Origin of the sequence: Gordonia sp. DT219, assembly GCF_049847065.1 — a bacterium.
Lineage (GTDB): Bacteria > Actinomycetota > Actinomycetes > Mycobacteriales > Mycobacteriaceae > Gordonia.
In genome coordinates this window covers 141,780-162,394 of the sequence record NZ_JBNCNR010000006.1, presented here as the reverse complement: position 1 = coordinate 162,394, position 20,615 = coordinate 141,780, and the positions used below count along the sequence as shown (strand labels likewise).

The following is a 20,615-nucleotide window of genomic DNA, read 5'->3' as shown; positions in this document are numbered from 1 at the left end:
GTCACAGTGTGGAATCTAGCTCATCTGGCCAGCAGAGCCGCGAGTGCCGCGGCATCCGGGAGCTCGGCCGGCGCCAATGTGCGCCCGGTCCGGACGTAGTGGAATGCGGCCGACACCCGCTCCAACTCGACGCCGGCGAGCTGCGCCCACGCGATCCGGTAGGCCGCGAGCTGGATGAACACCGACGAACTGTCGGCGGCCGGCTCGGCGCCGGTCTTCCAGTCCACCACCACCCACGACCCGTCGGGTTGGGCGAACACCGCGTCGATCCGCCCGCGGATGACCGTCTCACCGATGACGGTCTCGAAGGGCACCTCGACCTCGCTGGGGCTGCGCGCGGCCCACGGCGATGCCAGAAATGCCTCGCGCAGCGCGTCGAGATCGGCGTCCGACGGCGCGCTCTCGTCGGCGGCGCCGGGCAGCTCGTCGATGTCGAGCAGGCGGGTGGCCCCGAACCACCGCTCCACCCACGCGTGAAATGCGGTGCCGCGCCGGGCGATCGGATTGGGCCGGTAGGGCGTCGGGCGGCGCAGCCGGCGCGCGAACTCCCGCTCGTCGGTGTCGAGGTCGACGAGCTGGCTGACCGACAGATGTGCGGGTAACTCGACGTCGACCTCCGCCTGGTTGCCGCGCCCGTGTTCGGCGAGCAGCACCGCCACCTCGGCGCGCCACGCCGCGATCTCGTCGGCGGGGTCGGCGTCATCGTCATGGGCGTGACCGGCGTGCTCGGTGGCCGCGGCCGGGTCGGCGAACAGCACCGGCGCCCCTCGGTGCCGCAGTTCGTCGAGCACCAGGTCCGCGGCGGCCTGCACCGCGTCGCGTCGCGCACCGAGCCGATCGCCCGGCCACTCGCGCACGGCAGCGACCTCGGCCAGCGGGTTCGATGCGCCGTCGGGCGGATCGGCGGTGCGCACGTCAACCGCCAAACCCGCTGACTGCGTGGCAGTTCCGTTCTCGAGGGTGTCGGTGACGATGGCGAGCAGTTCGTCGAAGAACGGCGACCCGCCACGGGGCTTGTCACCGGTCTCCGACCAGTGATGCGCCGACACCAGCAGATCGTGGCGGGCACGGGTGATCGCGACGTACAGCAACCGGCGGTCCTCTTCGAGCCGGCGTTGCCCGATCGCCTCCTTGTGCTCGGTCAGGGCGTCCTCGAGTTCCTTGCGGTCACCGACCCGGCTCAGGTCGAGCACCGGGAAGCCGTCGCCGGCACCGGCGGGCCGGGCGGCCGCGAGCTTCGCGGCCTGTGGGCCGCGCGGTTCGGGGTCGGCGAGGTCGCCGCGCAACGGCCCGGGCAGTTCACGGGCGCTGCGCATCCACGTCGTCTCCCCCTTGGCCGACGGGAAGATGCCCTGACACAGGTGCGGAATGGCCACCACATCCCACTCGAGTCCCTTCGCGGCGTGCACGGTGAGGATCTGTACCCGCGCCTCGGCGACCTCTACCCGGCCGGGTTCGAGTCCCTTCTCGATGGTCTCGGCCGTGTCGAGGAATGCCAGCAGGCCGGGCAGATTCGCCCCGGGGCGGTCGGCGTAGCGCGTGACGTAGTCGGCGAAGGCGTCGAGGTGCTCGCGACCGGTGATCGCCCCGCGCATCCGGCGGGCCCGGATCTGCGCCTCGATCGCCACCCCGATGGTGTTCTCCACGTCGGCGACGAGCTCGGGCAGCGGCTGACCCATCCGGCGGCGCAACGACTCCAGTTGCGCCCCGAAGGCACGGATGCGGGCGTATCCCTCGGGGCTGTAGGCCGCCGGATCGCCGGGATCGACCACGGCGTCGGCGATCCCGGCGCGATCGACCACCTCGGTGGGCAGCACCGCGTCGAGGGCGTCGTCGAGCTCGGCGCGCGACGTCACCACCCCGCCGGCGGCGATCTGACCGGCCGCGAGGTCGGTGGCACGGCGCCACAGCGCCGCGAGGTCGCGCGCGCCGAGCTGCCAGCGCGCGCCGGTCAGCAGCCGCATCGCCGCGGTGCCTGCCATCGGATCGGCCATCAACCTCAGCGTGGCGACGACGTCGATGATCTCCGGTACGTGCAGCAGTCCGCCGATGCCGACCACCTCCGTGGGGATTCCGCGGCTCTCGAGTTCGGCGGCGATCGGTGCCGAATCCTCGTTGCGCCGCACCAGGACCGCGACGGTCGGCGGCCCCGCCCCGTCGACATCGTGATAGCGCGCGGCGATCTGGTCGGCGAGCCAGGCCCGCTCGTCGAGGACGGTCTCGGTCAGCGCGACCGTCACGCTGCCGGTATCGGCGTCGGGTCGTGGGCGCAGCACACTGACCGGAACCCCACGGCGGCGCAGTTCCTCGGACGCCTCGTTCGCCAGGCGCAGGGTCTGTACCGGATTGCGCCAGCTCGTCAGCAGCTCACGCCGGTGGGCGGGTGACCCGTCGGCGCGCGGGAAGTCGGTGGCGAACCGCGGCAGATTGGCCGCCGAGGCTCCGCGCCAGCCGTAGATCGACTGGATCGGGTCGCCGACCGCGGTGACCGCGACCGGATTCGCCGCAGGACCGGGGCGACCACCGAACAACGCCGAGAGCAGGACCCGCTGCGAATGCCCGGTGTCCTGGTATTCGTCGAGCAACACCGCACGAAACGATTGACGTTGGGCGGCAACCACTTCCGGGTTGGCGGCCACGAGACGTGCGGCAAGTGACATCTGGCTGCCGAAGTCGAGGACCGCCTGCTCGGCCATGGTGCGCATCAGGGCCGCCACCAACGGCAGGAGTTCGCGGCGTTCGTCGATCACCTCCTGGACGGTGCGCAACGCGGCATTGGGTCCACCCCGCTGCCGCGGGGCCTTGGGAAGGTCGTCGACCATGCGGTACAGCTCATCCCCCCACGTGGTGAGGGCGTCGAGGTCGACCAGATGCTCCGACATCTCACCGAACAACCGCAGCACCGCCTCGGTGACGCTCGCGGGCACCTTGGCGGTCGTCAGCGGCCCCGTCCAGGACGAGACGACGCCGAAGGCCATCTGCCACAGTTCTGTCTCCGACATCAGCGTCGCGTGCGGTTCCACGGGCAGCAGCAGCCCGTAGTCGGCGATGAGCCGTCCGGCATAGGCGTGATAGGTGCTCACCTCGGGATCGCCCGCACCCAGACGCGCCGCGAGCGAACCATCGGGATCCCAGTTGACCAGGGCCGGCGACCCGGCCAGCATCGACAGCCGCCGCCGGATGCGGGCGCCGAGCTCGCTGGCGGCCTTGCGGGTGAAGGTCAGCCCCAGGATCTCATCGGGCCCGATGATGCCGTTGGCCACCAGCCACACCACGCGCGAGGCCATCGTCTCGGTCTTGCCCGCTCCCGCGCCCGCCACCACCAGCAGCGGTTCGGTGGGCGCCTCGATGACCTCTACCTGCTCGGGAGTCGGCGGGGGCAATCCCAGCGCCGCGGCCAGGGAGGCCGCCGAAACCCTTGGGCGCGCGGCGGTGGGCGAGTCGACGCGGGTGCCCTCAGTCATCGGTGACCGCCTTTCCGCGCAGCTGCGCCGGACAACTGGTCGCCAGTGCGCAGTGCGCACAGCCCGGATTGATGGTCGCCTCGAAGACCGGCCCGATACCCGATCGTGCGGCCCGACGAACCAGCTCGCGCCACTCGTCGAGCAACTCTGGTGTCAGCGGCGGTTGTTCGCGTTCGGTGGCCCCGGTCGAGCGGTGCGCCGCCGACACGTACACCAGCCGGCCGCCACCGGGTTGTACCTCGGGACCGGGGAATTCGCGCGCCCCGCCGTGCGCGATGGCGACCTGATACGCGGCGAGTTGCGCGTGGTCGGCGGCGTCGGCCTTGGTGATCGCGGATTTGGCCGTCTTGACGTCGACGACCACCGGCCGTCCCGCAGCATCGCGTTCGAGCCGGTCCACCCGGCCGCGTAGTCGCACCGGCAGATCTGAGCCGTCCGCGGCCGGCGCGCCGGTCGCCGGTTCGTCGGACTCGACTGCGGGGGGGATGGTCGCGTCGATGACGGACTCGACACCCACCGAGGTGAGATCGTCGCGCGAGATCTTCAGCCAGTCACGGAAATTGGTGAGCATCGCCTCGGCCCGTTCGAGTTCGCGCGCCGAATACCAGGCGGCGCCGGTGTCCACCCGGTCCCAGATCTCGCGGAGCGCGGCGGTCACCTCGGCGGACTCGATCTCGCCGGCGACGGCCTGGACGAGGGTGTGTACGAGCGTTCCGGTCAGGGCCGGGGTGCCGTCACCGTCGCGGCCACCGGCGCGTTCGAGCATCCACCGCAGCGAGCACCGCGACAGCTGATCGACATTGGACGGTGAGAGCACCACCGGTCCGGCGTCCCGCGTCCACAGCGGCTCGTCGGTGCTCGGCTGCGCCAGCCCGAACCACTCCCGCGGATGCGCACCCGGAATATCCGAATCGGCCAGTTGCGCAAGCAGTTCGGCAGCCGCGCGGGTGCGCTCGTCCGGCTGGTCCGCGCCGGCGACGACGGCCGCACGCAGGGTCGCCACCAGCGACGGCAGCGACAGCACCCGCTCGACGCCGGGATCGATGGGCAGATCGGTGTCGGGCTCGGTGTCGAGTGTCTCCGGGTCGCGGGTGTCCGGGCCGCGGGTGTCCGGGTCGGGTCGCTGCTGGGCCCGCCGCGCGTCGATTCGCAGTGCGTCGGAGATCTCGGCGACAAAGCGTGACGGCGACGACTCGCCCCCGCCGTCCTCGACGGCGGTCACCAGCAACCGCCGGCGCGCGCGGGTGCATGCGACCAGCAGCAGCCGGCGTTCGTCGGCGAGCGCGCCGGCGCCCCGGGACACCTTGTCTATCGCCGCCGGATCCATTCCATCCAGCAGGTCCACCAATTGTGCTGTGCCGAGCACACTTCCGCGGCTGCGCAGCGACGGCCACAGACCGTCGAGCACACCGGCGACCGCGACGACCTCCCACTCGCGACCGGCCGCCGCGTGCGCGGAGAGCACCGACACCGAGTCGGCCACCGCAGCCGGCGTCCGGCTGTCACGAGGGATCTGCAACTGCGACAGGTAGTGCACGAATCCGCCCGGGCCGCCGGACGGCAAGGTGTCGGAGAAGTTCGCCGCCGACTCGAACATCGCCATCATGGCATCGAGGTCGCGATCGGCCTGTTCACCGGCCGGCCCACCGCGGATCGCCGAACCCGCCCAGCGCCGTTCCAGTCCGGTCGCCTGCCATGCGGCCCAGAGGATCTCCTCGACGCTGCGCCCGGCGCGATGTGCCGCCGCGCCGGCGCCGATGACGTCGAGCACGCGGGCCAAGGGCGCGGCCTCGTGTTCGGTCAGCGCCCGCAGATACTCCGCGCCGAGGCCCGGATCGCACAGGGCCAGCCGCAGGGAGGTGAGCGAGTCGCGCCCGGCCCGCTCGGCACCGGCCTTCTCATCACAGCGCCGGATTCCGCGCCGCAGGCGGCGCATCGAACCGGGATCGGCCATTCCGACCGGTCCGGTGAGGACGGCCAGCGTGTCCTCGGCGGAGAAGTCATCAGGCGAGAGGTCATCGGGGCCGGGATCGGCCCCCGCACGTGCGGCCCCCTCGCGTGCGGCCCACTCGCGTGCGGCCACCGCACGCAGCACCACCATCAGTGCGGCGACCGAGCGTTGCCGGTGCAACGGCAGATCGGTGGTCGGGGTGGTCAGCGGCACCCCGGCCGACCGGAACGCGCGGCGCAGCGCGGGCAGTGCGAGGTGCGCCGACCGCACGATGACCGCCATCTGCGACCACGGCACCCCCTCGAAGAGATGTGCCCGGCGCAGCAGATCGGCCACCGCCGTCGCCTCTTTCGCCGCGGAGCTGTACACGCGTACCGATGCGCCGCCGGGCGGAGTGGGGTCGTCGTCGGGCACCACCGGGAATCGGTGCGGCCGTGCGCCGGGCAGCCGGGCAGCCAGCGCCCGGCCGAGGACCGCGATCTGCCGGTGATGACGAAAGTCGGTGCGCAGCACAATGTCTCGCTCCCCACCCGACGGCGCCAGCGAATCGGCGAAACGTGGACTGGCGCCACGGAATCCGTAGATCGACTGGTCGGTGTCGGCGGCGATGATCGTCGAGTCGGTCCCGGTGCCCACCAGCCGCACCAACTGCGCGGCCTGCGGATCGAGGTGCTGGGCGTCGTCGACGATCAGGTGGCGGATGCGGCGCCGCTGGCCGGCGAGGAGGTCGGGATCGGTGGCAAACGCCGACAATGCCGATCCGACGAGTTCGGCGGCGTCGACGGCCGGTGCCGAGGCACCCGGCGTCTGCGAACCGACCGCTCCACGCAGCAGGACGTTCTGTTCGTACTGGGCGAAGGCGTGCGCGGCGGCGACCCATTCGGGACGTCGATGGCGTTTGCCCAGCGCGGCCAGTTCTTCCGGGCCGACGCCGCGTTCGGCTGCGCGCATCATCAGGTCCCGCAGTGCCTGCGCGAATCCGTCGGTACCCAACGCCGGCCGCAGGTGCGCCGGCCAGTAGTGCGCACCGTCCTCGAGATCACCGGCGAGCAACTCGCGCAGCACCACATCCTGCTCGGAGCCGGTGATCAGCCGCGGCGGCGGATTGCCGTGCGCCTGCGCCTGCAGACGCAGGATCGCGAACGCGTACGAATGCACCGTCCGCACCAGCGGTTCACGCAATGCCCCGCCCAGGACCGGGCCGTCGGACGCACCGGCCAGCACGCGACGGGTGATCTCCTCGCGCAGCGCCACCGCGGCACGCCGATCGGCGGCGAGGACGAGGACCGATTCCGGATCGGTTCCCGGCCGCGTGAGCCGCGCGACGGCCGCGTCGACGACGACAGCGGTCTTGCCCGACCCGGGACCACCGTGCACGCGAAAGGGCCGCCACGGTTGCGCCGACGCGTCCTCGGCAGGGCCGTGGGCGTCGATGACACGCTGCACGGCTACCGGCCACTCACGCGGGTGGAGCGCGCCGCCGCCGGCACCCACCAGATGTGCGCGCAGCGCGGTCCCCGAACGCTTCGGCGGGTGGTCGGGCCCCGAACGTGCCCGCGCCGACGACGCCGCGCCCCGCTTCGGGGACGCCGCCGCCGGGGTCGAGAGACGCTCGCGAGCCATGGGTCCATGCAAGCACGCGACACCGACAGTCGTGGCGACCCACCCGGCCCGCCGCACGACCACAGCCGCACGACCACAGCCGGGCCGACGCCGTGCACCCGGCCCGGACGCGGCATCATTGTCCGGGTGACAGAACTTCATCACGTCGAGTTCGGCGACCACCGCGCACCGACGGTGCTGGCTTTGCACGGCCTGACCGGGCACGGGACGCGCTGGGCCCCACTGGCCACCGAGCAACTGCCCGACCTGCACGTCGTCGCGCCCGACCTCATCGGTCACGGCCGGTCGCCGTGGCCTGGCCCCTGGGCGATCGAGAACCATGTGCGCGCGTTGTCCGAATTCATCGACACGGTGATCGATCCGTCGGCGCTCCCACTGGTGGTGATCGGCCATTCGTTCGGCGGCGCGCTGGCCATCCACCTCGCCAACCAACGGCCCGACGCCGTGCGCGGACTCGTCTTGCTCGACCCGGCGCAAGGACTCGACCCGGAGTTCACGTTGTCGGTGGCCACCGACAGCCTCGATCACTGGGACTACCCCGATGCCGACGCCGCGCGGACCGCCAAACGCGCGGAGGGCTGGGCGGCGGTGCCCGATGCCATCCTCGAGGCGGAGATCACCGAGCATCTCGTCGCCCGCCCGCACGGCCGGGTGGGCTGGCGGGTCAGTGCGCCGGCGGCGGCGGCGGCGTGGGGCGAGATGAGCCGCCCGCCCGCACTTGTGCCCCGGGGAATGCCGACGCATCTCGTCGTCGCCGGCCGCGTCGACCCGCCCTTCGTGCGTCCGGCATATCTGGCCGCCTGTGCGAGCGAACGCGCCGACGATGTGCACGTCGTCCACGCCGACTGCGACCACATGGTGCCGTTCCTCGAGCCGGACCTGTGCGCTCGCTCGGTGCGCGCGCTGCTGTGAGTGCGATCTCCGACGACGACGTCGAACGGGTGCGTGCGCTCGTGGCGGCCATCCCCCGCGGGCAGGTGAGCACCTACGGAGACCTCGCCGCGGCCGCGGGTCTATCGTCGCCGCGCATCGTGGGCACGATCATGCGCACCGACGCCGCCGATCTGCCGTGGCATCGCGTCATCTCGGCGAGTGGTACGCCCGCACCGCATCTGGCCCGTCGTCAGCTCGCGCGGCTACACGAGGAAGGTGTGCCGATCCGCGACGACCGCGTCGTCCTGCGTGAGTGCCGCTGGGAGATCGATGCGGACACCTGACCGCGGGAAAGCCCCTCAGCGCAGGAGGACTGCGTCGGTGCGGTACGGGCTGACCGCCGCACGCATCCGGGTCACGATGAGGTCGACGATCGCCGGGTCGGCGCCGAGCGGCGCGCCGACGACGTCGGCTCCGTAGGTGTGCAGCCGGTCGTGAAACAGACCGGGCGCCAACAGGTATGACGCCACCACGACGCGCCGGCCGGTGGCGCGGGCCGCGGCGATCGCGTCCGGAACGCTGGGCGTCGCGGTGGTGATGAATCCGACGCGGATGTCGCCGCCGATGAGTCCCTCGAGCTGGCGGGCGGCCAGATGTACCTGGCCGCAGGCTGATCGGTCCGAGGAGCCTGCGGCCGCAAGAACGACGGCGTCACCCGGCCGCCAGCCGGCCTCTATCAACCGGCGGCGCAGCACCCCGGCGATCGCCGGATCGGGGCCGAGCGCGCGGGTGACCATGGTGCCGGCGGCACCGGATGCCTGAACATGATCGGGAATATCTTGGCGCACATGGTATCCCGATGCCAAGAAAGCGGGTACCAGCACCGCGGGCCGGGACAGGTCGGCGAGCACCTCGCTCGGCGTGGGCCCGAGGACGTCGACGAAGGCGGTGCGCGTCGGACCGACGACGGCCGACACCTTCTCCGCGATCTGGGCGATGACCGCCACACCCTGCGGATTGCGGGTTCCGTGCGCGACCAATACCGGCTCGACGTCGCGCAGCCGGTCCCCGTGGGGTAGCCGCGCGGGATCGTGAGAAGTCATGGATTGTCCTCGGCTTCATCGTATTCGAGGTCGACAGCGAGGCGATAGCCGCGCTTGACCACCGTCTGGATCATCTTGGGATCGCCGAGGGCCGCGCGCAGCCGGGCGACCGCGACCTCGACGGCGTGGGTATCGGCGCTGTCACCGGGCAGCCCGCGCAGCAACTCCTGGCGTGCCACCACACGTCCGGGCACCTGGGCGAGCATCTTGAGCAGCAGATGACCCGTCGCCGAGAGGTCCCGCACCTGACCGTCGACGACGACGGCCTGGCCGCGAATCGCCGTGTCATGTCCGGCAACTCGCAGGATATGACTACGTCGGGGCAGTTCGTCGGTGATGAGACGGGCGAGTGCACCGAGCCGGAAGCGCCGGGGATAGGCCGTGGGAATCTGCAGCGCCTCGAGCGGTCCGGCGGTCACCGACCCGACACAGTAGACCGGGACGGCGGTGCGCAGGGAATGCAGAAATGGCTGCAACTTGCCCAGTTCCTTTGCGCGCGTGAGGATCGACGCGGCAGCCGGCGCGCTGGTGAAGGTGAGGGCGTCGAGGTCGGCGCGGATCACCGAGGCGATCATCGCGTCGATCTGTGCGAGGTCGGGATGGGTGTTCCAGCGATACACGGGCACCGGGAGCACGTCGGCCCCCGCTGCGCGCAGCACGGCACAGAAGTCCGGCAGCGGCTCCCACTCGCTGGTGGCGCCGTGCAACTGCACTGCGACCCGCTTGCCCTCCACGCCCTCCTCGAGGAGCCGGTCGAGGACCTCGGAGGACGACTCGCTCTCCGGCGACCACTCCTCGCGCAGGCCGGCGGCCCGGATCGCACCCTTGGCCTTGGGCCCGCGGGCAATAAGTCGCGACCGGCCCAGCGCGCTCAGCAACTGCTCGGCGTCGCCCCACCCGTCGGCGGCCTCCACCCAGCCCCGGAAGCCGATCCCGGTGGTGGCCACCATCAGATCCGGTGGTTCGACGACGATGCGTTCGGTGACCTCTTGCAGTTCGGTGTCGTCGACCAGCGGCAGGATGCGGATGGTCGGCGCCATGACGACGTCGGCCCCGCGCCGGATGAGCAGCGCCGCGAACTCCTCGGCACGGCGCGCCGCGGTGATCCCGATGGTGAATCCGGTGAGCGGCAGCTCGTCGGGCGTGGTCGGCTCCGGACCGGCCGAATCCGCGCCGGCCGCAGTCGGGTGGGCGGGATCCGGTGTGGCGGGATCGGGGCTCATCGTGTCCCGTTGCCGGTGAACCAGATCTCGACGTTGCCGTCGACCACCCGCGTCCCATACGAGGGCACCGACACCGACTCGTCGTCGAGGCAGACCCCGGAACGCAGCGAGAACACCTGCTTGCCCAGCGGGCTGGCCACCGTCGGCTCGCCCGCATGGTCACCGGTGAGCCCGCGCGAGAGCACCGCGGCCCGACCGAACGGGTCGATGTTTCCGATCGCGTAGAGCCGGGAGCGTCCCACGGCCTCACGGTCGGTCTCGGCCGCCGAGATCCGGAACAGCGCCGCCTGCGTCATGTCCGGGCCCAGTACCGCCACCCCGCGTCCTTCGATGAGGTGCTCGAGCGGACAGGCCCGCACCCACTGTCCGTTCGCCGTGCTCGGCGCCTCGATGGCGGTCATGTCGGAACTCCTTCGCGTTCGCTCGTCTGGCCGGGCGCCGGTCGTCCGGCTCGCACGCGCGGCATCTCCAGTAGTACCGGCACCTTGCGGTCCCCGCCGGGGTGCGTGAGGTCGATGTCGCCCAGCGCCGCCGATGCCGACGGCCCATCGGTGAACCGGATGGTCGGATCGGCGACCTCCGGCGCATTGACGAAGGACACGAACCGTGCCAGCTTCTCCTCGTCCTCGAGTACCGCGGCCCATTCGTCGCGGTACCCCGCGACGTGAGCCTCCATCGCGGCCTCCAGTTCGGCCGCCAGCCCCAGACTGTCATCACACACCACCGCACGCAGATGATCGAGACCACCTTCGAGTGATTCCAGCCACGGGGCCGTGCGCTGGAGCCGATCCGCGGTACGGATGTAGAACATCAGGTACCGATCAATGTAGGCGACGAGGGTCTGGTCATCCACTCCGCCGGCGAGCAGCTGGGCGTGCTTGGGACTCTGCCCGCCGTTGCCCGCGACGTAGAGATTCCAGCCGTTCTCGGTGGCGATCACCCCGACGTCCTTGCCCCGGGCCTCCGCGCACTCACGCGCGCACCCGGAGACGCCGAACTTGAGTTTGTGCGGAGACCGCAGGCCGCGATAGCGCTTCTCCAGCAGTACCGCCATGCCCACCGAGTCCTGCACCCCGTAGCGGCACCACGTCTCGCCCACGCAGCTCTTCACCGTGCGCAGACTCTTGCCGTAGGCGTGCCCGGACTCCATTCCGGCGTCGACGAGGCGGCGCCAGATCTTCGGCAGCTGCTCGACCCGCGCACCGAACAGGTCGATGCGCTGACCGCCGGTGATCTTCGTGTACAGATCGAAGTCGCGCGCGATCTCACCGATGACGATCAGCTGTTCGGGCGTCACCTCACCGCCGGGCATCCGCGGCACCACCGAATAGCTGCCGTTCTTCTGCAGATTCGCGAGGAAGTGATCGTTGGTGTCCTGCAGTGCCGCCTGCTCACCGTCGAGAATGTGCTCGCCGGAGGTCGACGCGAGGATCGAGGCGACGGTCGGCTTGCACACCTCACATCCACTGCCGGTGCCGTGGTTGGCGATCAGCTCGGTGAATGTCCGGATACCGGTCACCGCAACGACTTCGAACAGTTCTGCGCGCGACTGCGAGAAGTGTTCACACAACGACTTGCTCACCGCCACCCCGGACGCGGCGAGCAGTGCGGTGATGCTCGGCACACAACCGCCACAGGTGGTGCCCGCCGATGTGCACGCCTTCACCGCGGCGAGATCGCATGCGCCGTCCGCGATCGCCGAACAGATCGTGCCCTTCGACACCGCGTTGCACGAACAGATCTCGGCGTCGTCGGGCAGTGCGTCGAGGCCGACGCCCGCCGACCCGCCGGTGGGGGCGATCAGGGCGGCGGGATCACCCGGGATCTCCCGTCCCACCATCGGTTTGAGCATCGCGTACGCCGACGCATCGCCGACGAGGATGCCGCCGAGCAACGTGGTGGCGTCGTCGGAGATGACGATCTTGGCGTACTTCCCGCCCACCGCGTCGGAGTAGACGATCTCCAGGGCGTTCTCGGTGACCCCCATCGCATCACCGAAGCTGGCGACATCGACGCCGAGCAGTTTGAGCTTCGTGGACATGTCGGCGCCGGGGAACGTCGACGAACCGTCGAGCAGTTGGTCGGCGACCACCTCTGCGGTGCTGTATCCCGGTGCCACGAGCCCGTAGCAGCGACCGTCGACGGCCGCGACCTCACCGATCGCGAAGACGTCCGCATCGACGGTCCGGCAGGCCGAATCCACCAGTATCCCACCGCGTTCGCCGACCGGTAGACCGGCGGCGCGGGCCAACGAGTCCTGCGGGCGCACCCCGGCGGAGAACACCACGAGCGCGGCGTCGATCGTCGACTCGTCGCTGAGGGTGACCGTCAGCGACTCGCCGTCGGCGCCATCGGTGATCGACGACGTCCCCACCCCGGTGTGCACGTGCAGGCCCAGATCGGTGACGAGATTCTCCAGGACCGCGCCACCGCCGGCGTCGACCTGCATCGGCATGAGCCGCGGTGCGAATTCGACGACGTGCGGCGTCATCCCCAGCAGCCGAAGGGCATTGGCGGCCTCCAGCCCGAGTAGGCCACCGCCGACGACGACACCCGCCGCACCCGGACCGGCCGCCTCGGCGGCGAGGCGGATGCCGTCGAGATCGTCGAGGGTCCGGTAGACGAAGCACTTCTCATGGTCGTGTCCGGTCACCGGCGGCACGAACGGATACGACCCGGTGGCGAATATCAGTGCGTCGTAAGCGATGTCGGCACCACGATCGGTGCGCACCCGCTTGGCGTCGCGGTCGATCGCGGTCACCGCCTCACCCAGATGCATCTGAACCGCGGCGTCACCGGCGTAGTCGTTGCCGGCCAACGCCAGGGCCGAGCGCTCCCAGGCACCGACGTAGGACGACAGCCCCACGCGATCGTAAGCGGGTTCGGACTCCTCGGCGATCACCACGATGTGCCAGGCGCCGGCCTGGTCACGCTCGCGCAGCGTCTGCACGAACCGGTGGCCGACCATGCCGTGGCCGATCACGACGGCGGTCTTCGCGGTGGGGGCCGTCACCGAAGCAGGCTTCTCGAATGTGCCCAGAGGGTTGTGGGAGTGGGTCATCGGGCATTCACCTCGGTCGGGGCGTCGGTGCCCCGGGTATCGGTCGTGGAAGCGGAGTTCGGGGCGGGGGCACCGGCGGTGGCCACCTCGATGTCGTCGGTGTGGCGGTGGTCGGGGTCGAGAACGACCTCCCGGCGGGCGTAGAACCACCAGGTGATGATCGCGGCGATGACGTAGAAGGCCATGAAGATCCAGAATGCCACGGTCGCCGAATGATTGGCCTTGTAGCTGCTGCGCAGGACGAGGTTGATGGCGACCCCGCCGAGAGCACCGAACGCGCCGGCGATACCGATGAGCGCGCCGGACATCGAGCGCGACCACAGCACCGCTGCCGTACCGGATATGCCGGGCAGGTTGCGCGACTTGTGCTCGAAGATGGTCGGGATGATCTTGTAGACCGAGCCGTTGGCCACGCCGGAGATCGCGAACAGCAGGATGAATCCGACGATGAATCCGGCGAGTTGCCCGGTCTCGATCCGGTGCCCGGGGTGGCCGTCGGCGATGGTTCCCGAGGTCACCAGGACGATCGACGAGGCGACCATCGCGGCGAAGGACCACAGTGTGACCCGGCCGCCGCCGAATCGATCGGCGAGCTTGCCGCCGATGGGCCGGAACAGCGAGCCGAGCAGCGGACCGATCCAGGCGATCTGGGCGGCCGAAAGCGCTGCCGCCGAGGCGGTTTCACCCGAGGACTGGAAACTCAGGCTGAGCACCTGGCTGAACGCGAAGGAGAAGCCGATGAACGAGCCGAAGGTGCCGACGTAGAGGATCGAGATCAGCCAGCTGTCGTAGTGCTTGAGGCAGTCGATCATTGCGCGGCCACTGGCGGTCTGGTGATCGAGATTGTCCATGTAGATGGCCGCGCCGATGCCCGCAACCGCCAGTGCCACAAGGTAGATGGCGCAGAGGATCTCGGGACTGTCACTGGCCAGCCAGATGACCAGGAGGCCCAGGAGCTGGATGACGGGGACACCGATGTTGCCGCCACCTGCGTTGAGTCCGAGCGCCCAGCCCTTGAGCCGTTGCGGATAGAAGGCGTTGATGTTGGTCATCGACGACGCGAAGTTGCCGCCACCGAAACCGGTGAGCGCGGCGACCGCGAGGAACCAACCGTAGCCGAATTCGCCGGGGTTCATCATCAGCATCATCGTCAGACCGGTGGGGATGAGCAGGACCACCGCGGAGAAGATCGCCCAGTTCCGGCCGCCGAAACGCGCGGTGGCCTGGGTGTAGGGCACGCGCAGACAGGCGCCGACGAAGGTGGCGGTGGCCGCGATGACGAATTTCTGGTCGGCGTTGATGCCGTACTCGGGACCCATGAACAGGGCCATCACCGAGAACAGCGACCAGATGGAGAAGCCGATGTGTTCGCAGATCACCGACCAGAGGAGGTTACGGCGGGCGATGACAGAATTTCCGCCGTCCCACGCCTGCCGATCCTCGGGATCCCAATCGGTGATCTTGTGGTCTCTGCGCAGGTCGTGCACAAGTGTCGAGAATGCCATTCGTGTTGGTCCCATCGGGTCGAAGCGGGCTGAAATGCCTTGACCACCGACGACGGCGTCGGTCGTTGGAACCAAAAGTACGAAGTGCGTGTTGCGCCGATTTTCACCTCGGTGACCGCGACGTCACGTTGTTCTCACATCGGCGCCCGAAGCGTGTGAGAGCCCGAGATCGGGAGCAGACGGCACCAACCGGTGCCATCTGCGGTTTTATACCATCAGCCGAACGATGTCGACGACGCGTTTGAGACCGGGCAGCGCGCCGGCCGTGGAGCGTGGGTGCAGCGCGTGCACCGCGAGCCGGAAGATGGTGGCGCGCAGCATCATCTGTGGCCACTCCGGTTCATCCGACCAGCGCCGGACGAGATCGTCGTCGGCGCCGCCCCAGGCCAGCGAGTCCACCACGACGACGGCCGACGCCCAGGATGCGGGGCGCCAATACGGCACGATGTCGGTGATCCCGGGCGCGGCCGCGCCGGCGAAGAGCACCGTTCCGAATAGATCGCCGTGCACGATCTGGCTTTTCAGATCCACGTCTTTGCGTAGGCGCGCAAGGGTTTTCAGTATCTCGACACTCTCCTGCCCGTCCGGCGCGCTCGGCTCGGCCATCCCGGCCGCACGGGCTGCGCGCATCGGGGTGTCCTCCCAGGCCGCGCGGTCGGCGGCAGCGAAGACGTCGACGTCGGTGTGCGGCGGGGCGGGCTGCTGCAGGAGGAACCTCGGACGCGGCAGGTCGGCGGTGGCCTCGTGCAGTCGCTCGGCCACCGACACCACCTCGTCATGACGGGGTTCGGGGACACCTGCGATGTAGGTGTCCGCGCGCCAGCCCGACACCACATATCGGCCGTCGGTGGCGCGGAACGGCCGCGCGATCCGCAGGCCGTCGATGTAGAGGTTCTCACGTACCGATGCCGACCACGCCGCACGCGCGTGGTCGGGGACCATGGAGAGCACCACCTCGCCCACGCGCCAGCCACCGGCCCAGGTATCGCCCATCGCGATGGGCGGATGGGCGGTCAGCCCGAACGTGTTGAGCACGTGCTCGGGTGGCTCTACGGTGTTCACATTGCAGAGAATACCGAGGTCGTCGCCCGGCATCCCGCAGCGACACCGGCGCCGGCCGACCGCCGGTGTCGGTGGCCGCCGGTATCAGTGGCCGCCGGTATCAGTGGCCGCCGGTATCAGTAGACCGGGAGTTCCTTGTCGACCTGATTGGCCCAGGCGGTGATACCGCCCTGCAGATGCTTGGCGTCGGCGAAGCCGGCGCGCTTGAGCGCCGCGAGTGCCTCGGCCGAGCGGATCCCGGTCTTGCAATAGAGGACGGTCGGCCGGTCCTGCGGAATCTCTGCGAGGGCGGCACCGGAGAGTATCCGGTCCTTGGGGACAAGGGTGGCCCCGTCGATGTGCACGATGTCCCACTCGACCGGTTCCCGGACGTCGACGAGTGCGAGTTTCTCGCCGGCATCGATCTTCGCCTTGAGCTCCGCGGCGGTCAATGTGGATCCGGCGGCGGCCTGCGCGGCCTCGTCGGAGACGACCCCGCAGAACTCTTCGTAGTCGATGAGACCGGTGATCTTCTCACCTTCGGGGTCCTTGCGGATCTTGATGGTGCGGTAAGTCATGTCGAGGGCGTCGTAGACCATGAGGCGACCCAGCAGGGGCTCCCCGATACCGCAGATGAGTTTGATCGCCTCGGTACCCATGATCGCGCCGATGGAGGCGCACAGGATGCCGAGCACACCACCCTCGGCGCACGAGGGCACCATGCCCGGCGGCGGAGCCTGCGGGTAGAGGTCGCGATAGTTGATGCCGCGCCCGTCGGGGGCATCCTCCCAGAACACCGATGCCTGGCCCTCGAACCGGTAGATCGATCCCCACACGTACGGCTTGTGGGCCAGCACGGCGGCATCGTTGACCAGGTAGCGGGTGGCGAAGTTGTCGGTACCGTCGAGGATCAGGTCGTATCCGGAGAACAGGTCGATCGCGTCCTCGGGTTCCAGGCGCCGGTCATGGATGTCGACGGTCACGAACGGGTTGATCTCGAGGATCGAATCCCGCGCGCTCTCTGCCTTGGGGCGGCCCACGTCCGAGAGTCCGTGGATGATCTGCCGTTGCAGATTCGACTCGTCGACGACGTCGAATTCGACGATGCCGATGGTGCCGACGCCGGCCGCCGCGAGATACAGCAGCGTCGGCGAACCGAGGCCGCCGGCCCCGATCACCAGGACCTTCGCGTTCTTGAGCCGCTTCTGACCGTCCATCCCGACGTCGGGGATGATCAGGTGCCTGCTGTAGCGCGCGACCTCGTCATTGGACAGTTCGGCTGCCGGCTCGACCAGCGGTGGCAAGGACGACACGATGGGCCTCCCGGATTGTGCATCGGAGTTGAAGAAACTGTGGGGAACAACGACCCCGCGCATACCGGCATTCCCCGGCGCCACGCCGGCCGTGCGGCCACCGCCCAGCCGCGACGGCGGCAAGGGTCAGCTGCTGCTCGTGCGATCGGGGAAGGGCCACGGGTTGGGTTTGCAGACCAGCGACGGGTTGGCGCGGACGTCCGGGTCGAGGGCCATGATCTGGGAATTCGAGACGCCGAACGACTGCTGCATCATGATCGGGGCGGGTGCCCCATTGGCCGGACACGGCTCGTGGTGCTCGTAGCCGATGCCATGGCCGACCTCGTGGTTGACCAGGTACTGCCGGTAGGAGACGTCGTCGCCCTGATAGGACAGCGCCCCGCGTACCCACCGGGCCTCGTTGAGGATGACCCGCTCGTCGGGCGGGTAGAAGCACGACGTCTCGAGTCTGATCTGGTAGCCGCACAATTCGCGGGTGGTGTCGGTCGAGGTGAGTGATATCCGCAGGTTCGGTTCGCCCCGATCGATCCGCTGGAACGAGACCTTGCCGTCGCCGATCCAGCTCTTCCGGTTGGCCAGCGTGGCGTCGACCATCTTCGCGAAGGCCTGATCACTCCCGTACTCGGAAGGGACCAGCCCGTTCTCGGCCTCGACGGTGTAGGTGTAGACCTGCCCGCCGCCACCGACTCGCGGTGTGGTGCCCGCAACGACGTGGTAGGTCTTGCGCCCCGCGGTCGTGAAACCGCCGCCGCCGGGCAGCGCGGCCTCGGTCAGTTGCGCCGCCTGGATGTCACCGGTGGGCGCGCCGATCGGCCGGGTCTCCTTGGTCACCCCGACATTGCGCGACGACGGACTCGGCGTGATCGGGGCGCCGGTGTTCTCGGTTCCCCCGTCACGCACCGTGTACACGAGCAGCACGATGGTCAGCACCACCAGGACCGGGATCGCGTACGCACGCCAGCCGTAGGTGGTCACAAATCGTCCGAGCGCGCTCTGCTTCTTCCGCGGCGCCGCCGCGTCACGATCGGACCGCTGCCTGCCGTTGTCGTCGGTCGGGTCCCAGCGCGCCCGCAGCGGCTGATCGGGCAGTGGCCGTCGACGGGTCGTGGTGCTCCCGCTGCGCCCGGCCGATCCGGTCGACGACGCAGCGCCGCCGGTGCCGGCCGTACGCGCCGTACCCGTCTCGCCATCGCGCCCCCGGTATCGTCCGGCACCGCTCGGCGCACTCGGCGTCCCCGACGCATCATCTGTGCGGCTCACGGTTCACACCTTCTCATAGAACGCGCCGTTACCATGTCCGACATCACTGGTCCTCACGTAAGGCCGGGTATTCACTTCGACGAACCGCAGGGTTTGCGGCCACCGCACCCGAGTACCCTCTAACCATGCCCACGGCCGCAAACGTCTCCGCCGGACGCAACGGAACCCGGCTTCCCCGGAGTGCACGGCGCTTGCAGTTACTCGAGGCCGCCAGCGAGATCTTCGTCGAACGCGGCTACCACTCGGCCGGGATGGACGAGATCGCCATCCACGCGGGGGTGAGCAAGCCGGTCCTGTACCAGCACTTTCCGTCCAAACTCGACCTCTACATCGCGGTCGTCGATTCCCACGCGGAAAAACTGGTCGTCGATGTCAACAATGCGCTGCTCACGACCACCGACAACCGGCAACGCGTCCAGGCCGCGGTCCAGGCGTTCTTCGACTTCATCGATTCCGACAACTCCGGATACCGGCTGATCTTTGCCTCCGATGTGATGGATCCGGCGGTCATCCGACGTACCGAGGGCGCCACCGAGGCATGTGTCGACGCCGTCTACGGCCTGGTCATGCAGGATTCGGGACTCGATCCGTATCGCTCGCGCATGCTGGCCGCGGGGTTGGTGGGCGCCAGCCAGGTCAACGCCCGCTACTGGCTCGAGGCACGGCGGCCCATCGACAAACAGACCGCCATCGACACGACCGTCGCACTTCTGTGGGGCGGTCTCTCCCATGTGCCGCGACAGGCCGAACTCGACGCGCAGGCGCGCCTGGCCGAGGAAGCAGCGGCGGCGCAAGCCGCGCAGACGACGACCCCGTCCGAGTAGTCTCCCGCCGGACACGACAACGCACCGGGCCCGATGGCACCGGTGCGCTGGGGTCGGGCAGATTCAGATTCAGGAACCGAATCCGACGCGACGGTTTTCCGAGGCCCCCACCTCGACGTAGGCGATCTTGGCGACCGGCACGAGGTAGCGGGCCCCACGCTCGTCGGTGAGCGTGAGCAGTTGCTCCTTGCCGCTCAGTACGGCCTCCACGGTGGCCAGCGCCTTGTCGCTGTCGAGGGGCGTCTGGATCGACAGTTCACGAGGGCTGTCGGTGATACCGATCTTCACTTCAATGGTCATGGCCACCCTTCTCTGGAGAAACTGTCACGTTGAACGTGCAACGCCGACATCACGATGCGGCTGTTGCCTGCCGCACCAGGCTAGTCCAGCGGAACCGGCCACGGGCAGCGGCTCCGCTCACAGCGCAAGCCGGCCCGACGATCTGCCCGACGCGATCAGCCCAACCCCATGTCGGCCATCCGCTGCGCGTGCCGGGCGGTGATCGACTCGAAGAAGTCGGCGACCCCGTTCAGCGATGTCGTACCCGAGAACAGCAGGTCGGTCACGTCCTCCTCGGCCGCGAGGACCCATTGCGCATGCGTGACGGCTTCGCCGAGCAAGCGGCGGCCCCACAGGGTCAACGGCGAGCGCAACGCCGGGTCGGCGGCGAGCGCGGCCCTGACCTGCTCGCGCGCGAACCGCGAATTGCCGGTCTCGGCCATCACCCCGGCGACCACCCGCTGCGCAGCCGACGGCATGAACTCCGACAGCTCGAGGTAGAAGTCGGCGGCCAGCCCATCGCCGACGTATGCCTTGACCAGCGCCTCGAGCCACGTCTGCGGGGTCGTGGCGAGGTGATATCGGTCGAAGACCGGGCGGTAGCGCTCCACCGATTCCGCCGGGTCGAGCCCGCGCTGCACCACCTGTTCGGCGAGTAGTTCGAAATGCGCGATCTCCGACGCCGCCATCCGGGCGATCGCGATGCCGCTGACCGTGTCGGGCGCCATCGAGGATTCGTCGATCAGCCGGTAGAACGCGGCGTACTCGCCGGCGAGGAGAACCGCGAACAGCTTGCCGACGGCCGCATCCTGCTCCTCGTCGAGGCGGGCCGACCCATCCCGCTCCGACAGGTCGCCCGAGATGGCCGGTACGGGTTCGGGCGAGGCGGTCGACGACGACATGCCCCGATGGTAACGGTCGCGCGTATCGGTCGGCTTCGGCCACCACGTACACTTGCGGACGGTGTAGTCGGCGAACGTCGATCGGCCGATCGCGTGCGGGCAGCCTGTCGGCGCCCACACGTCGACGGCGGAGCGCATCGCCCGGGCAGCCGGAGAACGCTCGCAGACCACCAGACATTGTGCGCGCACTTGC

15 protein-coding genes are annotated in these 20,615 nt (G+C 69.6%); 3 read left to right on the top strand and 12 right to left on the bottom strand.

Annotated features, from left to right (window positions below):
• Positions 1-20: 20 nt before the first annotated feature.
• Positions 21-3,464, bottom strand: coding sequence for an ATP-dependent helicase (locus tag ACPXB3_RS10580; protein WP_425704612.1), 3,444 nt, complete (start codon positions 3,462-3,464; stop codon positions 21-23).
• Complete coding sequence (locus tag ACPXB3_RS10575) at positions 3,457-7,038, bottom strand: ATP-dependent helicase (protein ID WP_425727550.1); 3,582 nt, start codon at positions 7,036-7,038, stop codon at positions 3,457-3,459. Before ACPXB3_RS10575 ends, ACPXB3_RS10580 begins: the two co-directional genes overlap by 8 nt.
• Positions 7,039-7,164: 126 nt before the next feature.
• On the opposite strand from ACPXB3_RS10575, the gene ACPXB3_RS10570 reads away from it, so the two are divergent.
• The gene (locus ACPXB3_RS10570) at positions 7,165-7,950 is read left to right on the top strand and encodes an alpha/beta fold hydrolase (protein ID WP_425727549.1); all 786 of its coding nucleotides are present in this window, start codon (positions 7,165-7,167) and stop codon (positions 7,948-7,950) included.
• A complete protein-coding gene (locus ACPXB3_RS10565) occupies positions 7,947-8,255 on the top strand; it encodes an MGMT family protein (protein ID WP_425727548.1) in 309 nt (102 codons plus the stop codon). The genes ACPXB3_RS10570 and ACPXB3_RS10565 overlap by 4 nt, the downstream gene beginning before the upstream one ends.
• A gap of 15 nt (positions 8,256-8,270) precedes the next feature.
• On the opposite strand, the gene ACPXB3_RS10560 is transcribed toward ACPXB3_RS10565, so the two are convergent.
• From ACPXB3_RS10560 to ACPXB3_RS10525, 8 genes are all read right to left on the bottom strand, one after another.
• Positions 8,271-9,014 (bottom strand): sirohydrochlorin chelatase, encoded by a 744-nt coding sequence (locus tag ACPXB3_RS10560; RefSeq protein ID WP_425727547.1) that lies wholly within the window; start codon positions 9,012-9,014, stop codon positions 8,271-8,273.
• Complete coding sequence (locus ACPXB3_RS10555) at positions 9,011-10,237, bottom strand: uroporphyrinogen-III synthase (RefSeq protein WP_425727546.1); 1,227 nt, start codon at positions 10,235-10,237, stop codon at positions 9,011-9,013. The genes ACPXB3_RS10560 and ACPXB3_RS10555 overlap by 4 nt, the downstream gene beginning before the upstream one ends.
• Entirely contained in the window at positions 10,234-10,638 is a 405-nt protein-coding gene (gene nirD, locus ACPXB3_RS10550) for a nitrite reductase small subunit NirD (protein ID WP_425704606.1), read from the bottom strand. Before nirD ends, ACPXB3_RS10555 begins: the two co-directional genes overlap by 4 nt.
• Complete coding sequence (nirB, locus tag ACPXB3_RS10545; protein ID WP_425727571.1) at positions 10,635-13,205, bottom strand: nitrite reductase large subunit NirB; 2,571 nt, start codon at positions 13,203-13,205, stop codon at positions 10,635-10,637. The genes nirD and nirB overlap by 4 nt, the downstream gene beginning before the upstream one ends.
• Positions 13,206-13,294: 89 nt before the next feature.
• Positions 13,295-14,803: a nitrate/nitrite transporter gene (locus tag ACPXB3_RS10540; protein WP_425704605.1), complete on the bottom strand. Its 1,509-nt coding sequence runs from the start codon at positions 14,801-14,803 to the stop codon at positions 13,295-13,297.
• 207 nt (positions 14,804-15,010) lie between these two features.
• A complete protein-coding gene (locus ACPXB3_RS10535; protein ID WP_425704604.1) occupies positions 15,011-15,865 on the bottom strand; it encodes a TIGR02569 family protein in 855 nt (284 codons plus the stop codon).
• 116 nt (positions 15,866-15,981) lie between these two features.
• Entirely contained in the window at positions 15,982-17,157 is a 1,176-nt protein-coding gene (gene moeZ / locus ACPXB3_RS10530) for an adenylyltransferase/sulfurtransferase MoeZ (protein WP_425704603.1), read from the bottom strand.
• A gap of 126 nt (positions 17,158-17,283) precedes the next feature.
• Positions 17,284-18,246 carry a DUF3152 domain-containing protein gene (locus tag ACPXB3_RS10525; RefSeq protein WP_425704660.1) on the bottom strand — a complete coding sequence of 321 codons (963 nt, stop codon included), beginning with the start codon at positions 18,244-18,246 and terminating at the stop codon, positions 17,284-17,286.
• 296 nt (positions 18,247-18,542) lie between these two features.
• On the opposite strand from ACPXB3_RS10525, the gene ACPXB3_RS10520 reads away from it, so the two are divergent.
• Positions 18,543-19,241 carry a TetR/AcrR family transcriptional regulator gene (locus ACPXB3_RS10520; RefSeq protein WP_425704602.1) on the top strand — a complete coding sequence of 233 codons (699 nt, stop codon included), beginning with the start codon at positions 18,543-18,545 and terminating at the stop codon, positions 19,239-19,241.
• 69 nt (positions 19,242-19,310) lie between these two features.
• Here ACPXB3_RS10520 and ACPXB3_RS10515 read toward each other — a convergent pair whose 3' ends face one another.
• Positions 19,311-19,541, bottom strand: a complete 231-nt coding sequence (locus ACPXB3_RS10515; RefSeq protein ID WP_425704601.1) for a DUF3107 domain-containing protein — start codon at positions 19,539-19,541, stop codon at positions 19,311-19,313.
• A 155-nt stretch (positions 19,542-19,696) separates the two neighbouring features.
• Positions 19,697-20,422: a ferritin-like fold-containing protein gene (locus ACPXB3_RS10510; protein ID WP_425704600.1), complete on the bottom strand. Its 726-nt coding sequence runs from the start codon at positions 20,420-20,422 to the stop codon at positions 19,697-19,699.
• Between the last annotated feature and the right edge of the window lie 193 nt (positions 20,423-20,615).

Excerpts from the sequence above, each read along its gene's own strand:
- ACPXB3_RS10580 (WP_425704612.1), bottom strand. The coding sequence starts at position 3,464 with ATGACTGAGGGCACCCGCGTCGACTCGCCCACCGCCGCGCGCCCAAGG.
- ACPXB3_RS10510 (WP_425704600.1), bottom strand. The coding sequence starts at position 20,422 with ATGTCGTCGTCGACCGCCTCGCCCGAACCCGTACCGGCCATCTCGGGC.
- nirB (WP_425727571.1), bottom strand. The coding sequence starts at position 13,205 with ATGGTCGGCCACCGGTTCGTGCAGACGCTGCGCGAGCGTGACCAGGCC.
- ACPXB3_RS10540 (WP_425704605.1), bottom strand. The coding sequence starts at position 14,803 with ATGGCATTCTCGACACTTGTGCACGACCTGCGCAGAGACCACAAGATC.
- ACPXB3_RS10555 (WP_425727546.1), bottom strand. The coding sequence starts at position 10,237 with ATGAGCCCCGATCCCGCCACACCGGATCCCGCCCACCCGACTGCGGCC.
- ACPXB3_RS10560 (WP_425727547.1), bottom strand. The coding sequence starts at position 9,014 with ATGACTTCTCACGATCCCGCGCGGCTACCCCACGGGGACCGGCTGCGC.
- nirD (WP_425704606.1), bottom strand. The coding sequence starts at position 10,638 with ATGACCGCCATCGAGGCGCCGAGCACGGCGAACGGACAGTGGGTGCGG.
- ACPXB3_RS10520 (WP_425704602.1), top strand. The coding sequence starts at position 18,543 with ATGCCCACGGCCGCAAACGTCTCCGCCGGACGCAACGGAACCCGGCTT.
- ACPXB3_RS10515 (WP_425704601.1), bottom strand. The coding sequence starts at position 19,541 with ATGACCATTGAAGTGAAGATCGGTATCACCGACAGCCCTCGTGAACTG.
- ACPXB3_RS10575 (WP_425727550.1), bottom strand. The coding sequence starts at position 7,038 with ATGGCTCGCGAGCGTCTCTCGACCCCGGCGGCGGCGTCCCCGAAGCGG.